General features: G+C 28.9%; 22 protein-coding genes. 19 read left to right on the forward strand and 3 right to left on the reverse strand.

What is annotated here, in order from left to right; translation table 11 throughout:
- The gene (locus HNP67_RS03710) at nt 1-1,365 is read right to left on the reverse strand and encodes a hypothetical protein (protein WP_184125054.1); all 1,365 of its coding nucleotides are present in this window, start codon (nt 1,363-1,365) and stop codon (nt 1-3) included.
- Nucleotides 1,366-1,502: 137 nt separating this feature from the next.
- On the opposite strand from HNP67_RS03710, the gene HNP67_RS03715 reads away from it, so the two are divergent.
- The 7 genes from HNP67_RS03715 (at nt 1,503) to HNP67_RS03745 (ending at nt 8,929) form a co-directional block, all read left to right on the forward strand.
- The gene (locus HNP67_RS03715) at nt 1,503-2,699 is read left to right on the forward strand and encodes an acetyl-CoA C-acyltransferase (protein WP_184125056.1); all 1,197 of its coding nucleotides are present in this window, start codon (nt 1,503-1,505) and stop codon (nt 2,697-2,699) included.
- A gap of 79 nt (nt 2,700-2,778) precedes the next feature.
- Nucleotides 2,779-3,789, forward strand: coding sequence for a peptidylprolyl isomerase (locus tag HNP67_RS03720; protein ID WP_184125058.1), 1,011 nt, complete (start codon nt 2,779-2,781; stop codon nt 3,787-3,789).
- Between the two features lie 37 nt (nt 3,790-3,826).
- A complete protein-coding gene (nusB, locus tag HNP67_RS03725; protein ID WP_184125276.1) occupies nt 3,827-4,258 on the forward strand; it encodes a transcription antitermination factor NusB in 432 nt (143 codons plus the stop codon).
- Nucleotides 4,245-5,912: a tetratricopeptide repeat protein gene (locus HNP67_RS03730; RefSeq protein WP_184125060.1), complete on the forward strand. Its 1,668-nt coding sequence runs from the start codon at nt 4,245-4,247 to the stop codon at nt 5,910-5,912. Before nusB ends, HNP67_RS03730 begins: the two co-directional genes overlap by 14 nt.
- Nucleotides 5,905-6,660 carry a type I methionyl aminopeptidase gene (gene map, locus HNP67_RS03735; RefSeq protein WP_184125062.1) on the forward strand — a complete coding sequence of 252 codons (756 nt, stop codon included), beginning with the start codon at nt 5,905-5,907 and terminating at the stop codon, nt 6,658-6,660. Before HNP67_RS03730 ends, map begins: the two co-directional genes overlap by 8 nt.
- Before the next feature lie 66 nt (nt 6,661-6,726).
- Complete coding sequence (htrA, locus tag HNP67_RS03740; RefSeq protein WP_184125064.1) at nt 6,727-8,151, forward strand: DegQ family serine endoprotease HtrA; 1,425 nt, start codon at nt 6,727-6,729, stop codon at nt 8,149-8,151.
- 184 nt (nt 8,152-8,335) lie between these two features.
- Entirely contained in the window at nt 8,336-8,929 is a 594-nt protein-coding gene (locus tag HNP67_RS03745; protein WP_184125066.1) for a phosphoribosyltransferase, read from the forward strand.
- On the opposite strand, the gene HNP67_RS03750 is transcribed toward HNP67_RS03745, so the two are convergent.
- Nucleotides 8,926-9,447, reverse strand: coding sequence for a hypothetical protein (locus HNP67_RS03750; protein ID WP_184125068.1), 522 nt, complete (start codon nt 9,445-9,447; stop codon nt 8,926-8,928). The genes HNP67_RS03745 and HNP67_RS03750 overlap by 4 nt on opposite strands.
- A gap of 22 nt (nt 9,448-9,469) precedes the next feature.
- On the reverse strand, nt 9,470-10,858 hold the full coding sequence (gene asnS / locus HNP67_RS03755; protein WP_184125070.1) for an asparagine--tRNA ligase: 1,389 nt from the start codon (nt 10,856-10,858) through the stop codon (nt 9,470-9,472).
- A gap of 163 nt (nt 10,859-11,021) precedes the next feature.
- On the opposite strand from asnS, the gene murI reads away from it, so the two are divergent.
- The 12 genes from murI (at nt 11,022) to HNP67_RS03815 (ending at nt 23,802) form a co-directional block, all read left to right on the forward strand.
- Nucleotides 11,022-11,804, forward strand: a complete 783-nt coding sequence (gene murI / locus HNP67_RS03760; RefSeq protein ID WP_184125072.1) for a glutamate racemase — start codon at nt 11,022-11,024, stop codon at nt 11,802-11,804.
- On the forward strand, nt 11,801-12,724 hold the full coding sequence (gene rsgA / locus HNP67_RS03765) for a ribosome small subunit-dependent GTPase A (RefSeq protein WP_184125074.1): 924 nt from the start codon (nt 11,801-11,803) through the stop codon (nt 12,722-12,724). Before murI ends, rsgA begins: the two co-directional genes overlap by 4 nt.
- Nucleotides 12,714-15,056 carry an endonuclease MutS2 gene (locus HNP67_RS03770; RefSeq protein ID WP_184125077.1) on the forward strand — a complete coding sequence of 781 codons (2,343 nt, stop codon included), beginning with the start codon at nt 12,714-12,716 and terminating at the stop codon, nt 15,054-15,056. The genes rsgA and HNP67_RS03770 overlap by 11 nt, the downstream gene beginning before the upstream one ends.
- A gap of 5 nt (nt 15,057-15,061) precedes the next feature.
- Nucleotides 15,062-15,448: a hypothetical protein gene (locus HNP67_RS03775; RefSeq protein ID WP_184125079.1), complete on the forward strand. Its 387-nt coding sequence runs from the start codon at nt 15,062-15,064 to the stop codon at nt 15,446-15,448.
- A gap of 188 nt (nt 15,449-15,636) precedes the next feature.
- Complete coding sequence (locus HNP67_RS03780; protein WP_184125081.1) at nt 15,637-16,236, forward strand: V-type ATP synthase subunit E; 600 nt, start codon at nt 15,637-15,639, stop codon at nt 16,234-16,236.
- Nucleotides 16,237-16,245: 9 nt separating this feature from the next.
- Nucleotides 16,246-16,791 (forward strand): hypothetical protein, encoded by a 546-nt coding sequence (locus HNP67_RS03785; RefSeq protein ID WP_184125083.1) that lies wholly within the window; start codon nt 16,246-16,248, stop codon nt 16,789-16,791.
- 13 nt (nt 16,792-16,804) lie between these two features.
- Complete coding sequence (locus tag HNP67_RS03790; RefSeq protein ID WP_184125085.1) at nt 16,805-18,532, forward strand: V-type ATP synthase subunit A; 1,728 nt, start codon at nt 16,805-16,807, stop codon at nt 18,530-18,532.
- Between the two features lie 21 nt (nt 18,533-18,553).
- Nucleotides 18,554-19,858, forward strand: coding sequence for a V-type ATP synthase subunit B (locus HNP67_RS03795; RefSeq protein WP_184125087.1), 1,305 nt, complete (start codon nt 18,554-18,556; stop codon nt 19,856-19,858).
- Nucleotides 19,859-19,860: 2 nt separating this feature from the next.
- Nucleotides 19,861-20,469 carry a V-type ATP synthase subunit D gene (locus tag HNP67_RS03800; protein WP_184125089.1) on the forward strand — a complete coding sequence of 203 codons (609 nt, stop codon included), beginning with the start codon at nt 19,861-19,863 and terminating at the stop codon, nt 20,467-20,469.
- Entirely contained in the window at nt 20,466-22,292 is a 1,827-nt protein-coding gene (locus tag HNP67_RS03805) for a V-type ATP synthase subunit I (RefSeq protein ID WP_184125091.1), read from the forward strand. Before HNP67_RS03800 ends, HNP67_RS03805 begins: the two co-directional genes overlap by 4 nt.
- Before the next feature lie 16 nt (nt 22,293-22,308).
- Nucleotides 22,309-22,743, forward strand: a complete 435-nt coding sequence (locus tag HNP67_RS03810; protein WP_004790144.1) for an ATP synthase subunit K — start codon at nt 22,309-22,311, stop codon at nt 22,741-22,743.
- A 72-nt stretch (nt 22,744-22,815) separates the two neighbouring features.
- A complete protein-coding gene (locus HNP67_RS03815) occupies nt 22,816-23,802 on the forward strand; it encodes a hypothetical protein (protein WP_184125093.1) in 987 nt (328 codons plus the stop codon).
- Nucleotides 23,803-23,827 lie beyond the last annotated feature (25 nt).

Raw genomic sequence — 23,827 nt, forward strand, 5'->3', positions numbered from 1 at the left:
TTATTTAACGACCAATCCAATTCCTAAATAATTAAAGTTAATAGAATGTTTTTCTAATTTTTTTTCGTCTAAGTTATAAGCTAGAGGGATATAACTAACTTTTGAATATATTTTGAAAATATACTCGGTGTTGCGGTATTTTAGCATTTTGAACAAAAATCCTAATTCATTTTCAATTCCAACCTGAAGAATATTTTTTATTCTTATTGGTCTGAAGATGCTTTTAATGTCTTGGTTGTTTTGATTATAGGCAAAAAACAATCCCGAAATTATGTAAGGATTGAATGTTTTTTGTGGTAAAAATTCATACATGATGCCTGATGATAATTGATTTGTAAAGCTATTAGTTTCATTATAATTAGTGTAATAATTTGTTGATATTGAAAAGTAATTGTTGATGTTTTCATTTATTTTATAAAATAATGAATTTCTTATTTTTAATGGGATCATAATGTCAAATCCAAAATAAAAATTATTACTTACAACATTAAATTCATTATTTGATTCTGATATTTTTTTGCATTCTTCAGGTGTAATTATTATTCCAAATCCTCCAACGCTTAAGAAATTTTCTTTAGTTGAAAAATTTTTAATGTTTAAATTATTGGTTATGAAAAAATTTTTAGAGTAAAATTGATAATTTATTCCAATTCCTGTTTCTGCTTCTTGTGTTTTTGAATATGTTTTAAGGATTTTGATTTGATTTTGAATTTGGGAGTAAATTTTTATATCAAATCCAATATTTTCATTTTTTAAAGTAATTCCAATACTATTTTTGATAAAATAATCTGCAAAATAAGATAAATCCATATAATTTTCTAAATTTAAGAAATTCATGTATGAGTAATTGAGAGCAAAGCTTAAAAATCCTCTATAATTGTAGCTGTCATAGCTTTTTATACTTGGAATTGGGCGGCGTTGATTTAAAATGAGATGAATTATATTTTGCATTAAGTGCCCTCCCCAGTCGCCAAATAATAAGTTTTTAATCCCAGTTCCCAAGTCTATTTCTCCAAAATTTTTTCCATTAATTATCAATAAGATTGGAAAATAATACATGAAACCTATTTCAATTAAGTCTGTTCTACTAATTAAAGATTTTGGTGAGTCTTTGTAGCCTCTATAAGTTAACATGTGTGCTTCTAGATTGATTATAAAATTGTATTTTGAGGCATAGGTAAAAATTAGAGATCCACTTCTCAAATCATCAAAAAAATCGCTTAATGAAAATCCGAATCCGTCATTTAGTATTTCAAAATAATATTTATCAATACCTTCATTTTTGTATTGAATTGCATAATTATAAGAATAAGCTTTTAAAGCAGAAATTATAAATATTATTAAAATTTTTTTTTTAAACTGCATTTTAAAATTATAGCATTTTAGTTTATTTATTAAATAATTTAAGTTAAATAGTTTATTTAATAAAAATAAACTTAGTTTTTATAGTGATTATTGTATTGTATAATTCAATATAGTTTAATAAGACTTTAGGAGTAATTGTGATAAAAAAGGTAGCTATTATTGGTGGACTTAGAACCCCTAATTTTAAGTTTGGAGGTTCTTTTAGGGGTTTGAATATTGTTGATGAATCTTCAAAAGTTGTTAAAGCTTTACTTGAAAGAAATAAGTTATGCGAAGTGGATGAGGTTATTATTGGCAATGTAATATCTGCAGGGCTTGGCCAAAATATTGCAAGGCAAATTGCTTTAAAGTCTGGTTTGGGCGATACTGTACCTGCATTTAGCGTTAATAAAGTTTGTGGTTCTGGTCTTAAGGCTTTGGAGCTTGCATTTAATTCTATTGCTCTTGGGGATAATGATATTGTTTTGGCTGGAGGGGTGGAAGATCTAACCAATTCTCCTTATTTATTGCCCAGAAAGATTAGATTTGATGGCCTTAAATTTGGTAATTTTGGACTTGAAGATTCAATCCAAAAAGATGCTTTAATAGATTCTCTAAATTTTATTTCCATGGGGCTTACGGCAGAAAATCTCTCAGAAAAATATAAAATTACAAGGGAAATGCAAGATGAATTTGCATATAATTCTCATAAAAAGGCATTAAAGGCAAGAGAACTTGGATATTTTGAAGATGAAATTTATCCTCTGGCTGTTTTTGATAAGAAGACCAACTCTAGCCGGATTGTCTCAAGTGATGAGGAAATAAGAGATAATTTAACTTTAAATAAGCTAGCATCTCTTAATTCTGTTTTTAAAGAATCGGGTACAATAACTGCTGGAAATTCCTCTAGTTTAAATGATGGAGCTTGTTTTTTAATTTTGGCAAGCGAGGAAAGAACAAAAAGCTTAGGGATAAGCCCATTAGCTTATATTGGGGGATTTAAAAGCGTTGGTCTTGATCCGCTTTATATGGGTTTTGGAGCTTATATGGCTATTGAAGGCATTATTAGTAAATTAAGTTTAAACCCTAGCGAAATAGATTTGATTGAGGTTAACGAAGCGTTTGCGGCTCAAGCATTAAGCATTGAAAAGGCCTTGTTTAAAAAATATAATATAACCAGCGATATTATTAATGTAAATGGCGGTGCTATTGCTTTGGGACATCCATTTGCAGTTAGTGGTTCAAGAATTTTATTAACACTTTCTCGTTCTATGAAAATGAAGAATAAAACAAAAGGAATAGTATCTATTTGTATTGGCGGCGGACAAGGAATTTCTAGTTTTTTGTATAGATGAAAATTTTTTATTAACTAGATTTAAATGTAAAATTTTGTTAAATTAGTGGGTAAGTGATTCTTTAATAAGAGGTTATGTTATGAAGAGTTTTTTATTTTGGGTAATATTGGGAATTGTGGGGATTAACTCTTTTGCTCAAAATACTCCTGTTGCTATTATTAATTTATATAAGAATGAAATTATTACTAAAACCGGTTTTGATTCTAAGGTTGATATATTTAAAAAGACTCAAGGTAGAGATTTGACTGCTGCTGAGAAAAAGCAAGTTTTGCAAGTTTTAATAGCAGATGTTCTTTTTAGCCAAGAGGCTTCAAAACAAGGAATTAAAATTTCAGATGATGAGGTTATGCAAACAATTAGAACTCAATTTGGACTTGTAAATTTTACTGATGAGCAAATCAAGCAGATGATAGAAAAACAAGGTACAAATTGGGGTGAGCTTTTGTCTTCAATGAAAAGATCTCTGTCTTCTCAAAAACTTGTTTTAAAGCAAGCTCAGCCAAAGTTTTCTGAAATTAAAACCCCTAGTGAGAAAGAAATTGTTGAGTATTATGAGGCCAATAAAACTAAATTTGTAAATCCTGATATTTCAAGAGTTAGTCATGTATTTTTTTCTACTAAAGATAAAAAAAGATCAGATGTTCTCGATCAAGCAAAAAATATTTTAAGCCAAATAAGATCAAAAAAAATTACTTTTGAAGAAGCTGTAAGAAAATATTCAAATGATGAGTCTTCTAAGGCTAAAAATGGCGATCTTGGGTTTTTGTCAAGGGGTGATCAAGGTGCTCAAAATCTTCTTGGTGCCGATTTTGTGAAAGAGGTTTTTAATTTTAATAAGGGTGATATATCTTCGCCTATTGCTTCAAAGGAAGGGTTTCATATTATTAAGGTTACAGAAAAATATGCTCAGAGATTTTTAGGCTTGAATGACAAAGTGTCTCCTACTGCAGATTTGATTGTCAAAGATGCAATAAGAAATAACATGATTAATGTTCAACAACAGCAAATTGTTGTTCAAGTGCAGCAAGATATGTATGGCAAGCTTAACAAGTCTGCAAATATACAAATCTTGGATGCTAATCTAAAATAAAACATATTTTTATTTATATAATTTTATTATGGACTTAATGCATGAAGTTAGAGTTTTGGCTTTTCAAAAGATTTATAGCATTGATATTAATCAAAGTGCAATGAATGATATTTTTGATATTTTTAATATTGAAGATAGTAAAGGATTGGACATAAAAGATGAATCTATTAAGTCGTTTTATTCTTCTTTAGTAAATGGCACTTTCAATAATTTAGAGCATATTGATAGCTTGATTAGGGATATTTCTTTGAATTGGTCTTTAGATCGCATGGATAAGGTTGATCTTGCAATACTTAGAATGAGTGTCTATTCTTTAAAGTTCCAAAATTTTGAAAATTCAAAACGTGTTGTAATTGATGAGGCAATTTTGATTGCCAAGAAATATGGCGGTAAAAACTCTTATAAGTTTATAAATGGCATACTTGATGCTTTACTTAAAAATATGGAGAGTTATATTGAAAAAAAATAAAACTTTAGTGTTCATTTTATTATTCTTAGTATCAGTTTTTTTAGGGGGTTTTTATTTATATTTTGATCCCAATATTTTATACCTTTTAAAAGGTGAGAAAGATTTTAGCAAGCTTATTATGGGAATTGATTTTTATATTGATAAAAAAAAATTCACTGACGCTAAAAAAGCAATGCTATTTTCATCATATTATGCTAATACTGAATTTAAATGGTTAGCCCTTGTTAAAAGAGCTAAGCTTTGGGCTTTAAATACAGGTAATTATCGTCTTATGGGGGAGATAGTAAATCTTGGTGTTAAAGCTTTGCCGGGGAATTTGAAACTAAGGGCTTTAGAAGTTTATTCTAAACTTAAAATTGGACTTTTAAAAGACGCTTATAGAATTGCAAATCAATATCTTTTAAATAGCGAAGAGTATCAAGGTCTTTACGATGAAGTTTTTATTAAAAATTTAAGTGCAGATAATGGGATTTTAGATTTTAACAAATTTATTGATAAAATTTATAAAGAAAAGGATGCTCGTATTTTTGAAGAAATAGGTTTAAATCTTAAAAATAATGCATTTTTAGTAAATGCAATGCTTTTGTATATAGAGAAAAAAAACATGGATGCTGCTAGGCGCATACTTTTTAAAATTAAAGAAGACAAAAATTTTTTAAAAGAGCTTGCATATATTTCATATAATCTTAATGATTTAGATTTTGCAATTTCCAATCTCAAGTCCATTAAAAATGAGGAAGACCCTACTTTACTTTTTTTGCTTGCTGATGCTTATTTTAAAAAAGGAGATATTAAGAATGCTAAGAATGAATATTTAAAGCTTTATACAAGATTTCCTGATTACAATGTTCTTGTTTATTTAAATCTTGCGCTCATAGCTAATAGTGAGAATGATCATAAAAGAGCAATTTCTTATTTAAATAAGGCCAATGAGGTCTTTAAAGATAATAAGATAATAAGTTATTATTTAGCAAGCATATATTTTAGAATTAAAAATTATTTGAAAGCTAATGAAATTATAGCTAATTACAAGGAAGATCCGTTATTTTTTAAACTTTATTTTGCATTAAATTATACAAATTCTAAGTATGAGGCAAAAAAATCTTATTTGTGGCGACTATTTTATAAGACAGAATACAATTCTAGTATTGCTCAATTTTTGGCTTGGAATTTGCTACTTTATTCAGATTTAAAGGATTTGGATTTATTTTTTAGAATTTATAATTTTTCTGAAAATAAACAAGATTGGTATGATTTTTATAAATTTTATTATTTTTTTCTTAAAAGAGATTTTATTAGTTCAAAAAGGATAATTTTTGACAATAAATCCCCAAAATATATGTTTGGAATTTATTATAATCTTGGAGTTTTGAGCTTTTCTGAAAAAGATTATAAAGAAGCGGAAAAATATTTTAATAAAGGAATATCTTTGTTGCCTAGTAGTTTTTATGATAAAGATTCTAGTACTCACTATGAACGTGAGCTTGTATCAAAAATCTACTTAAAACAAGGAATTAATTATCTTTATTTGGGGAAAATGGAAAAAGGTAAAGAGTCTATTTTGGCTTCTTATTCTTTTTGCGAAACTGATGAAGGAAGACTTTATAAAAATATGATAGATACACTTAGAGAAAGGAAGTTGAATTTTGACTAAACTAAGATTGAAATCCAAAGATGAGATTAAAAAAATAAAAGCTTCAGCAAACTTGTTGGCGCTTACTTTGTTAGAAGTCGAGAGGAATATTGTTCCTGGTATTAGTACTAAGGAACTTGATTTGATAGCCTATGATTTTATTATTAAAAATAGAGCTAAGCCTGCTTTTAAGGGATATCGTGGGTTTAAGGGCACTATTTGTGCGTCTGTTAATGAAGAGGTTATTCACGGCATTCCCGGAAAAAGAAAATTAGCTGTTGGGGATATTGTTGGTATTGATTGTGGGGTTATTCTTGATGGGTTTTATAGCGATATGGCAAAAACTTTTAAAGTGGGAAATGTGGATCCTAGTATTGATAAACTTTTAGAAGTTACAAATGCTTCTCTTTACAAAGGTATTGCTGAGATGAAAGTGGGAAATAGAATTTTAGATATATCAAAAGCAATAGAAGATTATATAAAACCGTTTGGTTTTGGAATAGTTAAAGAATATACAGGTCATGGTGTTGGATTCCAACTTCACGAAGAACCAAGTGTTCCTAATTATTATGCACCTTTTTTAAAAAATATTAGAATACAAGAGGGTATGGTTTTGGCTATTGAGCCTATGGTAAACTTAAAGGGGCATGAGGTTTCAATAAAAAGTGATGGTTGGACTGTTTTTGCATCTGATTTTAGTTGTTCTGCACATTTTGAACATACTGTTGCTGTTGTTGATGGATTGCCTTTAATTTTAAGCGAAGTTTAAATTTTAAATTAATCAAATATTTAAATATTATTAGTAAAATTGAGTAATTATGTGGAGGTTATAAAAGTGGAAAAAAAGTTTTTTTCTGGATTTCTTCTTAGTTTTTTGGCTTTGGGTATTGGGTTTTTTGTTGGAATGCATTATTTGGATTCTAATAGAAGCAATATTGTTTTTGCAGAAGAAAAGGACAATACAGTACGAGCCTTACAAGATTCTTTTAGAGAAGTTTCCAAGAAAATTTTACCATCATCTGTGGAAGTTCATGCAACAGGGGTAATCAAGCAGAGTTTTCCTATTCCATTTTTCTTTTTTGATATGCCAGAATTTGATTCTGAGAGAAAAAGCAATTGGGCAGGGTCTGGAGTAATAATTGGTAGAGATTCTCAAAAAAGGTCATTATTTTATGTGGTTACAAATAGTCATGTAGTAGATAAGGCAACTGAACTTGAAGTTGTATCTTACGACAAGAAAAAGCATAAGGCTAAGTTAATTGGCAAAGATGAAAAAAAAGATATCGCTCTTATTAGCTTTGAAAGTGATGATGCCACTATTAAAGTAGCTGATCTTGGAGATAGTGATAAGCTTGAAATAGGTGATTGGGTTATGGCTGTAGGCAGTCCTTTTCAATTTAGTTTTACAGTTACAGCAGGTATTGTAAGTGGTTTGCAACGTTCTGCAAATCCTAATTTGCAATCAAGAAATTTGTTTATTCAAACCGATGCTGCAATCAATAGAGGTAATTCAGGTGGTCCTCTTGTAAATATAAAGGGTGAGGTTATTGGAATTAATGCTTGGATAGCTTCAAATTCTGGTGGAAATATTGGGTTAGGTTTTGCAATTCCTGTTAACAATATTAAAAGCACTGTGGATTTTTTCCTTAAAGGTAAAAAAATTGAATCGGCTTGGCTTGGAATTTCTTTTTATCCGTTAAAGACAAGAGATTCTGAGGTGCTAAAAAGCTTGGGGGTTGAAGGTAATGATGTTTCAGCTGCAATTATTGCTTCTCTTTATCCAGGTTCACCTGCTGTTAAGTCGGGGCTTAGGGCAGGGGATATTATTACTAAGGTTAATGGGGTGTCCATGAGCGTTTTTCAAGATGTTACGTCATATATTAGTGATTTTTATGCGGGTGAGAAAGTAAATGTAGAAATTTTAAGAGGTAATGTCAAAAAAAATATTGAGATTGTTCTTGCTGTTAGACCTAAGGATAAAGAGCTTTCTTCTTCAAAGATGCTTCCAGGTTTTGTTGTATATCCATTAGTTGATGATATTAAAGCTCAGCTTAATTTAAGAAATTGGATTAAAGGTGTTGTTGTTGATTATATTGATAAAAATTTAGCATCAAATATTAAGATGAAGTCGGGAGATGTAATTCTTTCTGTAAATTCAAAAAGTGTTTCTAATTTAAGAGAATTTTATGATGCTCTTGAGGTTGGAAAAAATACTTATAAAATTTTAAGAGGAAACGATTCTTTTAAAATTTCATTTTAGTAAGTTTTAGTTTTGGGTTAAGAGTTGATCTTAGCCCTTTTTTGTTTTATGTATAGTTGCAAAGCTTTTAGATTTTAATGTTTTTATTTTATGTAAATATCTATTTATTAATTTGCAATTAAAATATTTTGATTAAATAGATTTTATTGTTATTAAGAAAGAGTAAAGGGAATAAGTTTTAATTATGAAGAAATATGTTTCTTATGAAGAGATAAGAATTAATGGATTTAAGCTTGCTTATAAGATTTATAAAGATGGATTTATTCCAGATATTATGTATGTTTCTTTGAGAGGAGGAGCCTATCTTGGCAATATTATTAGCGAATTTTTTAAATTTGTAAAAGTAGATAAACCTCTTTTATATGCTGCTGTTGTTGCTAGATCTTATGATATTTTTAATGAGCAAAAAAAGATAATGATAGATGGTTGGACATATGATCCTAAATATTTAAGGGCAGGCGATAAAGTTTTATTTGTTGATGACATTTTTGATACGGGTCGTACTATTGTTTATTTGAGAAGTGAAGTTTTAAAAAAAGGTATAGAGAGTAAAAATGTTAAAATAGCAGTTTACGATTATAAGGATCATGGATTTGTAGATTATATTCCCGATTATTATGTTAATAAATATTCTAACCAAGAAGAATTAAATACTTGGATTCATTATGGAAATCACGAGCTGACAGGATTAAATGAAAGTGAATATAAGAATAGTTTTAAATACATAGATGATGAGTTTAATGAGATTTTAAAATTTTTGGCAAAAAATAAATCTTAATTATTGTTCTCTATATATTCTATTAAAGTGTATCCCTTTGTTTTTAACATTTTAATTATTATTCCTAGATTATCTTTTAATATTGGGCCTATTAGCATGTGAGTTTTTTCGGTTTTAACTGGAAATTTATTATCATTTTTAATTTCTTGAAAGTTATCATCTTTATAGCTAGGATAAACTTTAACATAACTAGTTGTTGTAAAATTTAGACCATTTTCAGTTTTTTGATTTATATTATTTCCTAAATTTCTGTTAGGGTAATTAATTTTTTTTGATTTTTGTATGTATATATTGAAATTTGTATTTTTTTTATTGTTTGTATCTCTTTTTAAAATTGAATTTTTTTGGATCTTTTTGCTGTTTAAATTTGAATTGTAAGTCTTAGAATTTTTTTTTATTTTTGTTTCTACGTTTGAAAATAATTCCAATTTATTGTTTAATTTTTCATCTTTTGCTGAAAATAATCTTGTTGCAAAAAGAATGAGCAGTATTAATTTGTAAAGTTTTGTTAATTTCATCTTATTGGTTCCTTTAGTTTGATTAAAAATAAAGATTTTTAGGAGTCCTTGGAAATGGTATTGAATCTCTTATATTGGATATTCCTGTTGAGTATTGCACCAATCTTTCAAGTCCAAGTCCAAAACCAGAATGAGGAGTCGAGCCAAATCTTCTTAGATCAAGATACCAGTTTAGATGTTCAATGTTTAGGTTTAATTCTTTTATTCTATTTTCTAATTTTTGAAGGTCATCTTCTCTTTCGCTTCCCCCTATAATCTCTCCAATTCTTGGAACAAGTATATCCATTGCTTTAACGGTTTTGTTGTCTTTATTTGTTTTCATGTAAAATGCTTTGAAATTTTTTGGATAATCAATGACCACTACCGGTTTTTTAAAAATTTCTTCTGTTAGGTATCTTTCATGATCTGTTTGCAAATCTATTCCCCAGTAAGGCCTTATTTCAAAATTTTTTTTTGAGTTTTCAAGAATTTCAATTGCTTTAGTATAGGCAATAACCTCAAAATTTGAATTTATTACATTTTCTAGTTTTTTAATCAAACCTTTTTCAATGTAATTTTCCAAAAAATCCATATCTTGTGAGCATTCGTTTAAAATTGAACTTAAAAGATATTTCAAAAGATCTTCTGCTAGTGTAATATTGTCGTTAAGCTTATAAAAAGCCATTTCTGGTTCTATCATCCAAAATTCTGAAGCGTGTCGTGTAGTGTTAGAATTTTCTGCCCGAAATGTTGGGCCGAATGTATATATTTTAGATAAAGCCATAGCATATGCTTCCCCGTGTAATTGACCAGTGACAGATAGAAAAGCTTCTTTTCCAAAAAAATCATCTTTAAAATCAATATTGCTAAGCGCATTGTTTGGTGTATTAAATTTTAGTGTGGAAACTCTAAACAGTTCTCCAGCACCTTCTCCATCATTTGATGTAATTATTGGTGTATTAATATAAAAAAAACCATTTTTTTGGAAATATTCATGAATTTTGTATGAAATTTTGTTTCTTACCCTAGCAATGGCTCCAAATGTGTTGGTTCGTATTCTTAAATGAGGTATTTCTCTTAAAAATTCAAAAGAATGTCTTTTCTTTTGCAATGGGTAAGTTTCCGGGTTTGTTTCTCCGATTACGTTAAAACTATGTGTTTTTATTTCATAATTTTGCCCTTTTGCGGGACTTTCCACTAATAGGCCCGTCAACGATATGCTTGCTCCTGTTGTTAATTTTTTTAGATCTTTTTCACTAAATTGATTTTCTTCTTCGTTTATTACAGCTTGAATTCCTTTAAGTGTTGAGCCGTCATTAATTTCTATAAATCCAATCTTACCATTACTTCTTTTTGTTCTAATCCAGCCGTTTATTGTAACATTGCTGTTTAAAATTGGCTTTTTTAAAATATCTTTAATGCTTGCAAACATTTTATTTATCATCCTAAATACTTATTAATATTGTTAAATCAATTTTATTATAGCTTGAAACTTTTTTCAAAAAAAACATTTAACAATTTTTATTATTTTAATTCTTGATATTAACTTTGTTAATATTTATACTTTACTTTTTAGGGGTGATTATTATTTTGTAATGAAAAATTTCAAAGAAGTAATAATTGTTTTTGATTCAGGAATAGGGGGACTTTCTTATTTTAAATATATTAAAAGTAAAATAGGGGGATGCCAATATGTTTATGTTGCCGATAATAAAAACTTTCCTTATGGAGAAAAAAGTCCTGAATATCTTTTAGAAGTAGTTTTATTTTTACTTGAAAAACTTAAAAAAATCTATAATATTGGTGCATTAATTTTGGCTTGTAATACAATTTCTGTCAGTGTATACAACAAATTAAATTTTGTTTTTCCAGTAGTCTATACTTTGCCAGAGATAAGTTCAGTCTCAGATCTTGCTTTAAAAAGAGTTCTTTTAATTGCAACAAATACTACCCTTGAAAGCAAATTTGTTAAGGATCAAGTAAATATACACAATGATTTGATTGCAAAATCTGCTGGAGAGCTTGTTAATTTTGTTGAGTATGGAGAGAGGTACAAAAAAGATGCTCTTAGATGTTTGGAAGATTTAAAATTTGAAGTTATAAATACTGGTAGAGAAATTGTTTTTCTTGGATGCACGCATTATTTACATCTTAAGGTAATGATAGAAGATTTTTTAAAAATTCCTGTTTATGAGAATCGTGAATTAGTGGTACAAAATCTTATTAGATCAATGAATTTCTCTGAACGTAAGGGTAATTATTATAAAAATGATGTTGATTTTGTAGATGAGTTTTATTTGACCGAAAATAAAAATTTGACTTTTTATCAAAATTTTTGCAAAAAATATAATCTCCGCTTTAAAGGAATGATAGTTTGAATTATCTTGAATTTGAAGTTATTTGGGGAGTGAATAATATATACTCTATTTTAGAACTTAACAGCAAGTTAATTTATGAAGGAATTTTTAAGGGTAAAGTATTAGAAACAAGGTGCAAGGAGTATAGTCCTTTAGTTCCAGGGGATATAGTCTTAGGGAATATTTATGGTTCTCGCAAAGTGTATATTGATAAGCGATTAAATAGGAAAAATATTCTGTGGCGTTACAACAAAAAAGCAGATCTTAGACAGACAATTGTTTCTAACATTGATAATGTTTTGATTATAAGTTCTGCTAATTTTCCCGAGATGAAAAATTTTTTTATTGACAGAGTTCTTGTTGTTGCAGAAGAGCAAAATATTGTTCCTGTTATTGTGATTAATAAAGTTGACAAAGGAATAAGCCAAAGGGCGCAAGAATTTTCTGAAATTTATGAAAATCTAGGGTACAAGGTTTTAAAAACTTCTGTTAAAACTTATGAGGGGATTAAAGAAGTAAAAGAGGTTTTGAAAAATTCAAGAACTTCTTTTATTGGCCAGTCTGGTGTTGGCAAATCTTCTTTGATAAATTTGATTGATTCAAGAGCTTCTCAATCGGTAAATGAAATTTCACATAAGTATTCTAGGGGAAAGCATACCACCGTTTATTCAATATCATTTCATTCTGAGAGTGGAATAATAGTTGATACTCCAGGAATAAAGGAGTTTGGAATTGAAACATTGCCCTTTGAAAATCTTAAGTATTATTTTAAGGAGTTTGAAAATTTTGCTAGTTTTTGTAAATATAAATCCTGTTTACATGTTAGCGAACCTTGTTGTTCTGTTATAAGTTCTTTGGGCAATGGGATTTCTAAACTTAGATACGAAAGCTATTTAAAGATTTTAGCAGAGCTTAAAAATTATAAAAATTATGCAAGATAAGCAAGATAAATATTTAAAAAATATTGACTTTTATGAAATTTTATCTTTAGTATCTAAATACGTTTCTAATCCAGACACTGTTAATTTACTAAGTAATCAAAAAATATTAAAAACAAGAGAAAGTTTAGAGAAAATGTTCTCCTCTGTAAGTCTGATTAGGACGCTTTTTGAGGGTTTTAAAGGATGTCCAAACTCTTTTATAAATAGTTTAAAATATCCCATTTCATTATTATCAAAAGAAAATTCAAGAGTTTCTATTGAAAATTTGAAAGATATTATAGTGTTTTTAGATGAGGTTTTAAGAATAAATTTATTTTTACATAAAAATAGTGATATCAAGCATCTTAATGTTCAAATTTTATCTGATTTATTGTTTTTAAACCCAGATTTAAAAAATTTGCTTAATGAATTGAAAGAGCATATAGATGTTGATGCTCTTGAATTGAAAAGTGGTGTTGTAAAAGAATATGATTCGATTGAATTTGAAATTAAAAATTTAAATAGGCGAGTTGAGAATCGGATAAAAAGAATAATTAGTTTGAATGCAGAATATTTGACTTCTAATTTTGTTTATTATAAATCGAATAAATATACCCTGGCCCTTAAGTCTAATTTTAAAGGCAAAATTAAGGGCAATATTATTTCTATTTCGTCATCGGGTGAAACATTATATATTGAACCAAATGATATTATAAATGATAGTAACAGGATAAATTATTTAAGTTTAGAAAAAGAAAGAATAATTTTAAAAATTTTACAAAATCTTTCTGCTAAAGTTCATAGCAACATTGTTCTTTTAGATAATCTTTATAATAATTTTTTGTATTATGATTCTTTAAAAGCACGAGCGATTTATGGAATCAAAACTAAAGGGGTATTTCCTGAGATTTCAAATGTATTAAATATTTTTGATGCACATCATCCTTTGTTAAAGAATTCAAAGGCAATAACTTTTACTCCTTCTGAGAATCGTGTTGTAATTATTACTGGTCCTAATGCTGGTGGAAAAACGGTAACTTTAAAGACAATTGGACTACTTAGTGCAATGTTTCAATTTGGGATTCCTATTACTGTTGGTGAGTCTAGCACTTTTAAAATTTTTGATAACATTTTTATTGACATTGGTGATGAGCAGTCAATTTCTAATTCCCTTTCAACTTTTTCAAGCCACATGAGTAATATTTCTTATATTTTAAAATATACTACAAAAAATAGCCTTGTAATATTTGATGAATTTTGTTCAGGGACAGACATTGATCAGGGTCAGGCGCTTGCTATTTCAATTCTTGAATATTTAATCAATATTAATTCTTATGTTTTAATATCAACTCATTATAATGCTCTTAAATATTTTGCATATACTCATAAAGGTGTTGTTAATGCTTCTATGCGGATGGATTTAGAAACGATGCAGCCCAATTATAATTTAATTTTTTCCATTCCTGGTGAAAGTTACGCGTTTAATGTTGCTAATAGGGTTTTGATTGACAGCAGCATAGTAATTCGTGCTAATGAAATTTATTCATCTCAAAAAACAGAAATAAATAAAATTTTAGAAAAATTAATAGAAAAAGAAAAAGATTTACTTTTAATTAAAGAAAGTATGAATAAGAAATTAATCCAAATAGAATTGCGAGAAAAAGAGATAGAAAATTTTTATCAGGATCTTTTATTAAAGGGAAAAAATATTGAGACAGAGCTTTTAAATGAGCAGAATGAATTTTTAAAAAGTTCAAGAAAAGTTTTAGAAAATTTGGTTAGAGAGATAAAAGAGGGCAATATTAATGTTGCAAAGAATAAAGCTTTTATATCAGATTTGGAAAAAAATGTAGACTTCAAGTTAAATAAAGTAAATTCTCTTAACAATAAGAGGAATATGGTTTCAGATTTTAAAATAGGAGACAGGGTTAGGATAGTTAATTCTAATGCAAAAGGAAAAATAGTCGGGATATCAAAAAAGAAGATTACTGTTAATGTAGGTGCTTTTAATGTTAGTGTTTCTAGCTCAGAGATATCTTTGGAAAACTTTAAAGAAAAAAAAGAGGGTGGTAAAAATTTTAACTTTTCAATTGATTATAATAAGGAAAATTTATTAAGTTTTACTATTGATATTAGGGGCATGAGGGCTGTTGATGCTCTAGACTTTTTGAATAAGAAAATAGATAATATTATATTAAATGGTATTAATAAATTTGAAATCATTCATGGAAAAGGGGAGGGCCATCTTATGAAAGAAGTTCACAATTTGCTAAAAGAATTGAAGTTTATTAGAAAATATTATTTTGCTCATCCCGGTGATGGAGGGGCTGGAAAAACTATAGTTGAGATTTAATTTAAATGAATATATCAAAATTTAATGAATTTGAAAATGTATTGTTTCACATTTGCCTTGATGTTGATTTTGTTCTTGAGAATGAATTTGGCAATTCTTATGATATTCATCCCAACAGACCTTTTAGGGGTAAGGCTGCGAATGGTCTTTTAGATGGCCTTTTTAGTGTTACAACAACTTTTACATCAGGTTATGGATCTAATTTTGGAAGAGGTTATTTGATTATTATTGAGATATTAACTTTAAATTTTGTTAGTAGTGAATTTTGGGATAAGATAAATAAAAGAGGTATTGAAATCTTTAGAGAAGGACTTAAAAATAAATTTCCAAGCAAAAATCTTGATATAGTGCTTGACGGCAATGTTTATAAAATTATTGGGTCATTTTTTTAATGGTTGTATTATTTCTAATAATTGAGAGTAAATATATTCTTGAAAGAAGTATTATTGCGTCAACTTGATATCTTTTTTAAGATTTTAAAATTTTTGATATTAAAAAATTTATTGCATGTTTTTTAAAAGGCTTTGCTTGCTAATAAGTGTTAAGTTATTATTTTTATGTTGTATGATAAGGAGTTTTAATGCAATTTGAAGTAAAGGATCTGATAAATAAAATTAAAAAAGATGGGCTTGAAGAAGCTGAGAGAGCATCTAATGATATTATTTTGAAGGCTAAAAGAGAGGCGGAAGAAATAGTTGCTAGAGCAGAAGAAGCTGCTAGAGTGTTAAAGGCAAAATCAGAAAAAGAAGCTAATGATTATAAATGTCATGCCCTTGAAGCTTCTCGTCAGGCTATTAGAGATTTAATTATTGGCGTTGAAAAGAATCTTAAATCTCTTTTTGAAAATGTTTTAAAAGATAATGTATCAGAAGTTTTTAGTGATAATAATTTCTTAGCAGATCTTATAATTAAAATAACGGATTCATGGGCTAAGGGAGAAAAATTAGTTGTTCAATTAAATGAATCTGATTTTTCTAGTTTAGAGCAGATATTAAAATTAAAGCTTAGCAATAAGTTTAAGGAAGGGGTGGAACTTAGGCCTTTCAGGGGCATAAGCAAAGGTTTTAAGATTCAAAAAAAGAATATTGGTTTGCATTATGATTTTTCAGCTGAAACTATTGCAGATATTCTTTTTGATTATCTTAATCCAAGATTTAAGGAAGTTATAAAAGTGGTCTAGGAGACTTTTGTGTTGGATTCATATTATTATGTTTTATCTTCTTTGCCTTATATTGATTTAAAATCTTTGAAAAATTATAGTGTTTCAGACTTCTTGAATAATGTCGAAATTTCTTTAAGTAAAAAGGACTTCGATTTTTTAAAAGATTTGTTAGAATTTAAGGTAGATAGGGGTAAGTCAAGGGTTATTGATCTTTTTCTTGATTTTGAAGATACAATAAGATATACACTTGCGGCTTTACGGGCAGAAAAATTGGGGTTGTCTAGGGATTTTTATTTAGAATCCACTTATTTTTCAAGTTACTATTTAAGTATTTTGAAAAACATCTGCTTGAAAGAAAATTCTTTTGAAATAGAATTAAGTTTTGACCTTCTTAAGTGGCAATTTTTAACTGATCTTGAGGTTGGGCATGAATTTGATTTTGAGAAATTAATAATTTACTTTTTAAAGTTAAGGTTATTTTTAAGGCATAATTTATTTAAAGAAAAATTGGGTATTCAAAATTTTGACAATATTTGTAAAAATTTAATTGATAGCACTAATGAAAAAGTTTAGAAAAGGAATTTAAATGAATACAAAAGGAAAAGTCGTTGGAGTTACTGGAAACTTAGTTACCATTGAGGTGGAAGGTTCAGTTTCTATGAATGAAGTTTTATTTGTAAAGACGGCTGGTAGAAATTTAAAAGCAGAAGTAATTCGTATTAGAGGCAATGAAGTTGATGCACAAATTTTTGAATTGACAAAAGGGATATCTGTTGGAGATCTAGTTGAATTTACAGACAAGCTTTTAACAGTTGAACTTGGACCAGGTCTTTTAACTCAAGTGTATGACGGGCTTCAAAATCCTTTGCCTGAATTGGCTATTCAGTGTGGATTTTTTTTAGAAAGGGGAGTATACTTAAGGCCCTTGAATAAAGATAAAAAGTGGAATTTTAAAAGAACCTCCAAGGTTGGAGACACCGTTATTGCGGGAGATTTTTTAGGTTTTGTGATTGAGGGAACTGTTCACCATCAAATAATGATTCCATTTTATAAAAGAGATTCTTATAAAATTGTGGAGATTGTAAATGATGGTGACTATTCGATTGATGAGCAAATTGCTGTAATTGAAGATGATTCTGGCATGAAGCATGATATTACAATGTCTTTTCATTGGCCTGTTAAAATCCCTATTACTAATTATAAGGAACGACTTATCCCTAGTGAGCCTATGTTGACTCAAACTAGGATTATAGATACATTTTTCCCAGTTGCCAAGGGTGGAACTTTTTGCATTCCAGGGCCTTTTGGAGCTGGAAAAACGGTTCTTCAACAGGTTACAAGTCGAAATGCTGATGTTGATGTGGTGATTATTGCAGCTTGTGGTGAGCGAGCAGGAGAGGTGGTAGAAACTCTTAAGGAATTCCCTGAATTGATAGATCCAAAAACAGGTAAATCTTTAATGGATAGGACTTGTATTATTTGTAATACATCTTCAATGCCAGTTGCAGCCAGAGAAGCTTCTGTTTATACTGCTATTACTATTGGTGAGTATTACAGGCAAATGGGACTTGATATTCTTCTTTTGGCAGATTCAACTTCAAGATGGGCGCAAGCTATGAGAGAAATGTCTGGGCGTCTTGAGGAAATTCCGGGTGAAGAGGCTTTTCCGGCGTATCTTGAATCTATTATTGCTTCTTTTTATGAAAGGGCAGGCATTGTAGTTCTTAATAATGGTGATATTGGATCTGTAACAGTTGGTGGTTCTGTAAGTCCTGCTGGTGGTAATTTTGAAGAGCCAGTTACTCAAGCAACTTTAAAGGTTGTAGGAGCATTTCACGGGCTTACAAGAGAAAGGTCTGATGCTAGGAAATTTCCAGCGATTAGCCCTCTTGAATCTTGGAGTAAATATAAAGGCGTTATTGATTCTGAAAAGACCGAATATGCAAGATCTTTTTTGGCAAAAGGTAACGAAATTAATCAAATGATGAAAGTTGTTGGAGAGGAGGGCATAAGTAATGAGGATTTTTTAATTTATTTAAAATCTGAACTTCTTGATTCATGCTATTTACAACAAAATTCATTTGATTCTGTTGATGCTGCTGTAAATTCTGAGCGTCAAAATTATATGTTTGATATAATTTACAACATTCTTAAAACCAACTTTGAGTTTCCCGATAAGCTTCAAGCAAGAGATTTTATAAATGAATTAAGGCAAAATCTTTTAGATATGAATCTTTCTTCTTTTAAAGATTATAAGTTTAATAAATTGGAGCATGCTTTGAGTGAATTGATAAATTTTAAAAAGGTAATTTAGGGGGTTTGGAGAAATATATATATGAAAAGAGTCTATAGTAAAATAGAGTCTATAGCAGGCAATGTAATAACTGTTACAGCTCAAGGTATTAAGTATGGTGAGCTTGCTATTGTAAAAGCAAAAGATACAAGTTCTCTAGCCGAAGTAATTAAACTTGATCGAGAAAAAGTTTCTCTTCAGGTTTATGGTGGTACAAGAGGTGTTTCCACATCAGACGAAATAAAGTTTTTGGGGCATTCAATGCAGGTTTCATTTTCTGATAATTTGTTAGGCAGAATTTTTGATGGTTCTGGAAATCCTAGAGATGGGGGTCCTACTCTTGATGATAGTTTGATTGAGATTGGGGGGCCTTCTGCAAATCCTACAAAACGTATTGTTCCTAGAAATATGATAAGGACAGGGCTTCCAATGATAGATGTTTTTAACACTCTTGTTGAATCTCAAAAATTACCAATTTTTTCTGTTTCTGGGGAGCCTTATAATGAATTGCTTGTGAGAATTGCACTTCAAGCAGAAGTTGATTTAATAATTCTTGGTGGAATGGGGCTTAAGAATGATGATTATTTGACTTTTAAAGATTCTTTGGAAAAAGGAGGTGCTTTAAGTAGGGCAATTTTTTTTGTTCATACTGCTAATGATTCTGTTGTTGAATCTTTAACTGTTCCTGATATTTCGCTTTCTGTTGCTGAAAAGTTTGCTCTTAAAGGTAAAAAAGTTTTAGTGCTTCTTACGGACATGACGAATTTTGCCGATGCGATGAAAGAAATATCTATTACAATGGAACAAGTGCCTTCTAACAGAGGTTATCCTGGAGATTTATATTCTCAGCTTGCATATCGTTATGAGAAAGCTATTGATTTTGAAGGTGCAGGATCGATTACAATACTTGCGGTTACAACAATGCCGGGTGACGATGTTACTCATCCTGTTCCTGATAATACTGGGTATATTACAGAAGGTCAGTATTATTTAAAAGGTGGCAGAATAGAACCTTTTGGGTCGCTTTCAAGACTTAAGCAAATGGTAAATAGTAGAACTAGAGACGATCATAGAACTATAATGGATTCAATGATCAAGCTTTATGCGTCTTCAAAAGAGTCTGTAGAAAAAAAGGCTATGGGATTTAATATGACTAAGTGGGATGAAAAATTGCTTAAGTATAGCAATATGTTTGAAAACAAGATGATGGATTTATCTGTTAATATTCCTCTAGAAGAGGCTTTAGATTTGGGTTGGGATATTCTTGCTAGTTGTTTTAGCCCAAAAGAAACGGGAATAAAAACAGACCTTATTGAAAAATATTGGCCTAAAAAAGAGACTTATTGATTATGTCTAAAATTAAATTGACAAAAAATGATCTTAAAAAGCAAAAAGACGAACTTAAAATGTTTAAAAGATATTTACCTACTTTGCAGCTTAAGAAGCAACAACTTTATATGGAAATTGTTAAAATTGAGAATGCTTACAGAATTAAAAATCTTGAGCAACAAAAACTTAAAGAGAGTATTTCTAATTGGATTGCTCTTTTTAGCGAAAAATTTCCTTTTGAGAGTTGGATTCAAGTAAAAACAGTAGTCAAAAAGTCTTTAAATATTGCAGGGGTTGCAATTCCTATATTCGATTCTATTGAATATGAAGACATAAGGCATGATTTACTTTTTTCTCCTTATTGGGTAGATAAGGGGATTGAAGTTCTTAAAATTGTGATTCAAATTGATGTAGAACTTAAAATTTTAAAAAAACAGATTGATTTGCTTTTAAAAGAGTTTCGAATAACATCTCAGAGAGTTAATTTATTTGAGAAAGTTATGATACCAACAGCTAAGACTAATATAAAAAAAATTAATATATATCTTGGAGATCAGCAAACTGCAGCTGTTGTAAGAGGTAAAATTGCTAAATCTAGTTTGATTAAAAAAAATAGGAATAGCTTATGATTGTAAAAATGAAAAAAGTTTTACTTTTGACTTTATCAAAATATAAAAAAGAATCATTAGAGATTTTAAGAGATTTTGGAGCAGTTCACATTAATTCTTGCAATAAAAATTCAGATTCTTTAAAAAAAAGCATTGATAATAGGCGAATTTTAATACAAGCTTTTTCCCTGCTTAGAGAAGATGGAGGTGTTAAAGCTTTAAAATCTTCTAATGGAAATTTTTTAGATATTGCAAAAAGCATAGTCAATTTAGGCAATGAAATTAAAGAATTTCAAGATATTAAACGATCTTTATTGCATGAAAGGAATTTGATTTCTGTTTGGGGAAATTTTTCTTTAGAGCATGTTGACAAATTGAAAGAGTCTAACATTTATATTCAATTTTTTAAAATCCAAAAAAGTGAATATAAAAATTTATTAAGAGATTCTAGTGTTAATGTATTTTTGATTAAAAATGTAAAAAACACTTCTTATTTTGTGAGTGTTGGTGAGTTTGAGCAAAAAATTGAAATTGCTGATGAGTTTAAGTTTAATTTTGATCTTGATTATATTAATAATAAATTAAAGGTTGTTGATGAGATTTTAGATCAAAAATTGACTCAAATTTCTCTTTTTAATAAATATATTGATATTTTAAGAGATGAGATAAAAAATTACGATCAAATAGTAGAGTTTGAGCAAGTTTTAGCTGATATGCAAACTGATTTTGATGATTTTTCGTATATTACAGGATTTGTTCCAGCAGAAAGTCAAGAATCTCTTAAAAGCGCAGTTTTAAAAGCAGGTTTTGCAGCTCAATTTGCAGATCCCGAAGAAAATGATATTATTCCAACTTATATAAAAAGAAAAGGAATTGCCAATTTATCTGCACCTATTTTTAATATTTTAGAGACAATTCCCGGGTATAAAGAAAGGGATATAAGTTTTATCTTTATGTTATTTTTCTTTGTGTTTTTTGGTATGATAATAGGTGATGCGGCTTATGGAGTGATATTTTTTTTGATAGGAATTTTACTTAGTTTAAGTTTTCTTATTAAAGGCAAGCCCCTAACATCAGTTCATGGGTTAATATTTTATCTAAGCGTATCATCGATACTTTATGGTGCTATGACTGGGACTTGGTTTGGTAGCCCTTTAATTCTTGAAATGTTTCCTATTTTAAATTCATTTAAAGTTAGTTATTTGACAGAGAAAAATAGTGTGCAAAATATTATCTTTATCTGTTTTTCAATAGGAGTTTTGCAAATTTCATTAGCGCATGCTTGGAATTTTTTAAGACAAGTAAAAGAAAAGCCTTATATTCATTCAATTGCACAGATTGGTTGGCTTATGTGTATATTTGGACTTTATTATCTTGTTTTGAATTTAATACTAAGTCAATCTCGATTTCCCATGTATAATGCTGTTTATAATGTAATATATTTTGGTGTTGCACTTGTATTTGTTTTTAGCAAACAAGATGGTTCAAATTTTTTCAAGTGTATATTGAAAAGTTTTGGGGGTATTATAGAGCAATTTTTAACCACTGTTTCGGGGTTCGCAGATATAATATCTTATATTAGGCTTTTTGCAGTTGGACTTGCAGGACTTTCAATCTCAGCAAGTTTTAATACCATGTCAATACCTTTGTTAAAATCTTCTAATATTGGTCTTGTAGTAGCTGGAATTATTGTTATACTTTTTGGGCATGTTTTAAATATAATGTTATCTTTACTTTCAGTAATTGTTCATGGAGTAAGGCTTAATATGCTTGAATTTTCAAACCATTTAGGGCAAGAATGGAGCGGATATGCTTATAAGCCTTTTAGAAAAATTAAAAAATAAATAAAAAGGAGTACTTATGGATATAGGTTTAATAGGGGTTAATTCAGCTTTAACAATCTCAGCAATAGGTTCTGCGTTGGGTATGGGAGCAGCAGGTAGTGCTGCTATTGGAGCATGGAAGAGATGCTATATGCAAGGAAAGCCAGCACCATTTTTATTGATTGTTTTTGTTTCAGCACCATTGACCCAAATAATATATGGATATATTTTGATGAACACATTATATGAGGTAATGATGCAGACAAATCCATGGTTGTTACTTGGAGCTGGTCTTGGTGGTGGGTTTGCTATTGCTGTTTCTGGATTTGCTCAAGGTAAAGCAGCAGCAGGCGCTTGTGATGCATTTTCTGAGACCGGGAAAGGATTTGCTACATATCTATTAGTTTTAGGATTAATAGAATCCGTTGCTCTTTTTGTAATGGTATTCTTAATGATATTTAAGTTTGTTTAATTTTGATTTATTATTTCTTTTAATATTAAATTTTCTCGTAATTTATGAGTTAATTTAATAGTATTTATTATTATGAGAAATGTGTTTTTATTTTTTTTTGCTTTGCCTTTTTCTATTTATTTGAATTCTTCAAGTAATAAAAATTTTCCGTATTGGATTTTACTTGAAAAGGGCAGGCAATTTCTTTATTCTAAATCTGAATTTAGTAAATCTAATCTTACACAGGCTATTAATTATTTGCAGGAAGCTTTGCTTAGAAAAGGCGTTTATCCTGAAGCTAGTTATTATTTGTCAGTAGCTTATGGTATGTCTGGCAATGCTATTCTTGAAAAATTAAACCTTTACAAGTCTTTTGAAGATAAAGATTATTTATTAGATGAATCTTTTGAAAAAAAAATACTTTTTTCTTTAGCTAAAATGGCTGAACTTGAGAATAATTATGTTGATACGATTGATTATTTGAATGACATATTAAACAAGTTTTCAACTAAAAAAGATTATTATAGTTATCATGATTATTCTCAAGGCGAAAATAGTATGCCAAACAGTGAATTTAATGTTTCATTTTATTTAACCTCTTATTTAAAACAAGTAAGGGGAGCTTTTGGCATTGATTTTACTTTTAATCTTTACAGATTTAAAAATTACAATGTTATTGATACTCATCAATTATTGTCAAAAGTTTATTTGCGCTTAAAAGCTTATGAACTTTCAATTACTCATGGACTAATAGCCGCAGTAGGAATTTTAACAAGAATGTATGATTATGTTTGTTATTATGAACCTGTGTATCAGTTTAAAAATCTAAGATCTTTTGTTCAAAAAATTAATAAGTATAAGGCAATAAAAAATGCTTTTGAATCTACAGATTTTTGGGAAATAGTTTATAATGTTGCTACTGCTACTTATGCATATTCTAATGGCAATTATAAATCTAGAGCAATAGATACTTGGAAATTAATAGTAGATCTTGCACCAGGATTTTCTCCTTATATTGCTAAATCAAGAAGTCAAATTAAAAATTCTGCATATTTAAAAAAAATAATTTTTAAATCTTGACTTGTAGTTCAAGGGGGGAAGTAGT

Source organism: Borreliella californiensis (assembly GCF_014205885.1).
GTDB classification, from domain to species: domain Bacteria; phylum Spirochaetota; class Spirochaetia; order Borreliales; family Borreliaceae; genus Borreliella; species Borreliella californiensis.

Bases quoted from the DNA above. Each gene is read 5' to 3' on its own strand.
- HNP67_RS03710 (WP_184125054.1), bottom strand. From the start codon at position 1,365: ATGCAGTTTAAAAAAAAAATTTTAATAATATTTATAATTTCTGCTTTA.
- HNP67_RS03720 (WP_184125058.1), top strand. From the start codon at position 2,779: ATGAAGAGTTTTTTATTTTGGGTAATATTGGGAATTGTGGGGATTAAC.
- nusB (WP_184125276.1), top strand. From the start codon at position 3,827: ATGCATGAAGTTAGAGTTTTGGCTTTTCAAAAGATTTATAGCATTGAT.
- HNP67_RS03745 (WP_184125066.1), top strand. From the start codon at position 8,336: ATGAAGAAATATGTTTCTTATGAAGAGATAAGAATTAATGGATTTAAG.
- HNP67_RS03750 (WP_184125068.1), bottom strand. From the start codon at position 9,447: ATGAAATTAACAAAACTTTACAAATTAATACTGCTCATTCTTTTTGCA.
- asnS (WP_184125070.1), bottom strand. From the start codon at position 10,858: ATGTTTGCAAGCATTAAAGATATTTTAAAAAAGCCAATTTTAAACAGC.
- murI (WP_184125072.1), top strand. From the start codon at position 11,022: ATGAAAAATTTCAAAGAAGTAATAATTGTTTTTGATTCAGGAATAGGG.
- HNP67_RS03770 (WP_184125077.1), top strand. From the start codon at position 12,714: ATGCAAGATAAGCAAGATAAATATTTAAAAAATATTGACTTTTATGAA.
- HNP67_RS03775 (WP_184125079.1), top strand. From the start codon at position 15,062: ATGAATATATCAAAATTTAATGAATTTGAAAATGTATTGTTTCACATT.
- HNP67_RS03780 (WP_184125081.1), top strand. From the start codon at position 15,637: ATGCAATTTGAAGTAAAGGATCTGATAAATAAAATTAAAAAAGATGGG.
- HNP67_RS03790 (WP_184125085.1), top strand. From the start codon at position 16,805: ATGAATACAAAAGGAAAAGTCGTTGGAGTTACTGGAAACTTAGTTACC.
- HNP67_RS03795 (WP_184125087.1), top strand. From the start codon at position 18,554: ATGAAAAGAGTCTATAGTAAAATAGAGTCTATAGCAGGCAATGTAATA.
- HNP67_RS03800 (WP_184125089.1), top strand. From the start codon at position 19,861: ATGTCTAAAATTAAATTGACAAAAAATGATCTTAAAAAGCAAAAAGAC.
- HNP67_RS03805 (WP_184125091.1), top strand. From the start codon at position 20,466: ATGATTGTAAAAATGAAAAAAGTTTTACTTTTGACTTTATCAAAATAT.
- HNP67_RS03810 (WP_004790144.1), top strand. From the start codon at position 22,309: ATGGATATAGGTTTAATAGGGGTTAATTCAGCTTTAACAATCTCAGCA.
- HNP67_RS03815 (WP_184125093.1), top strand. From the start codon at position 22,816: ATGAGAAATGTGTTTTTATTTTTTTTTGCTTTGCCTTTTTCTATTTAT.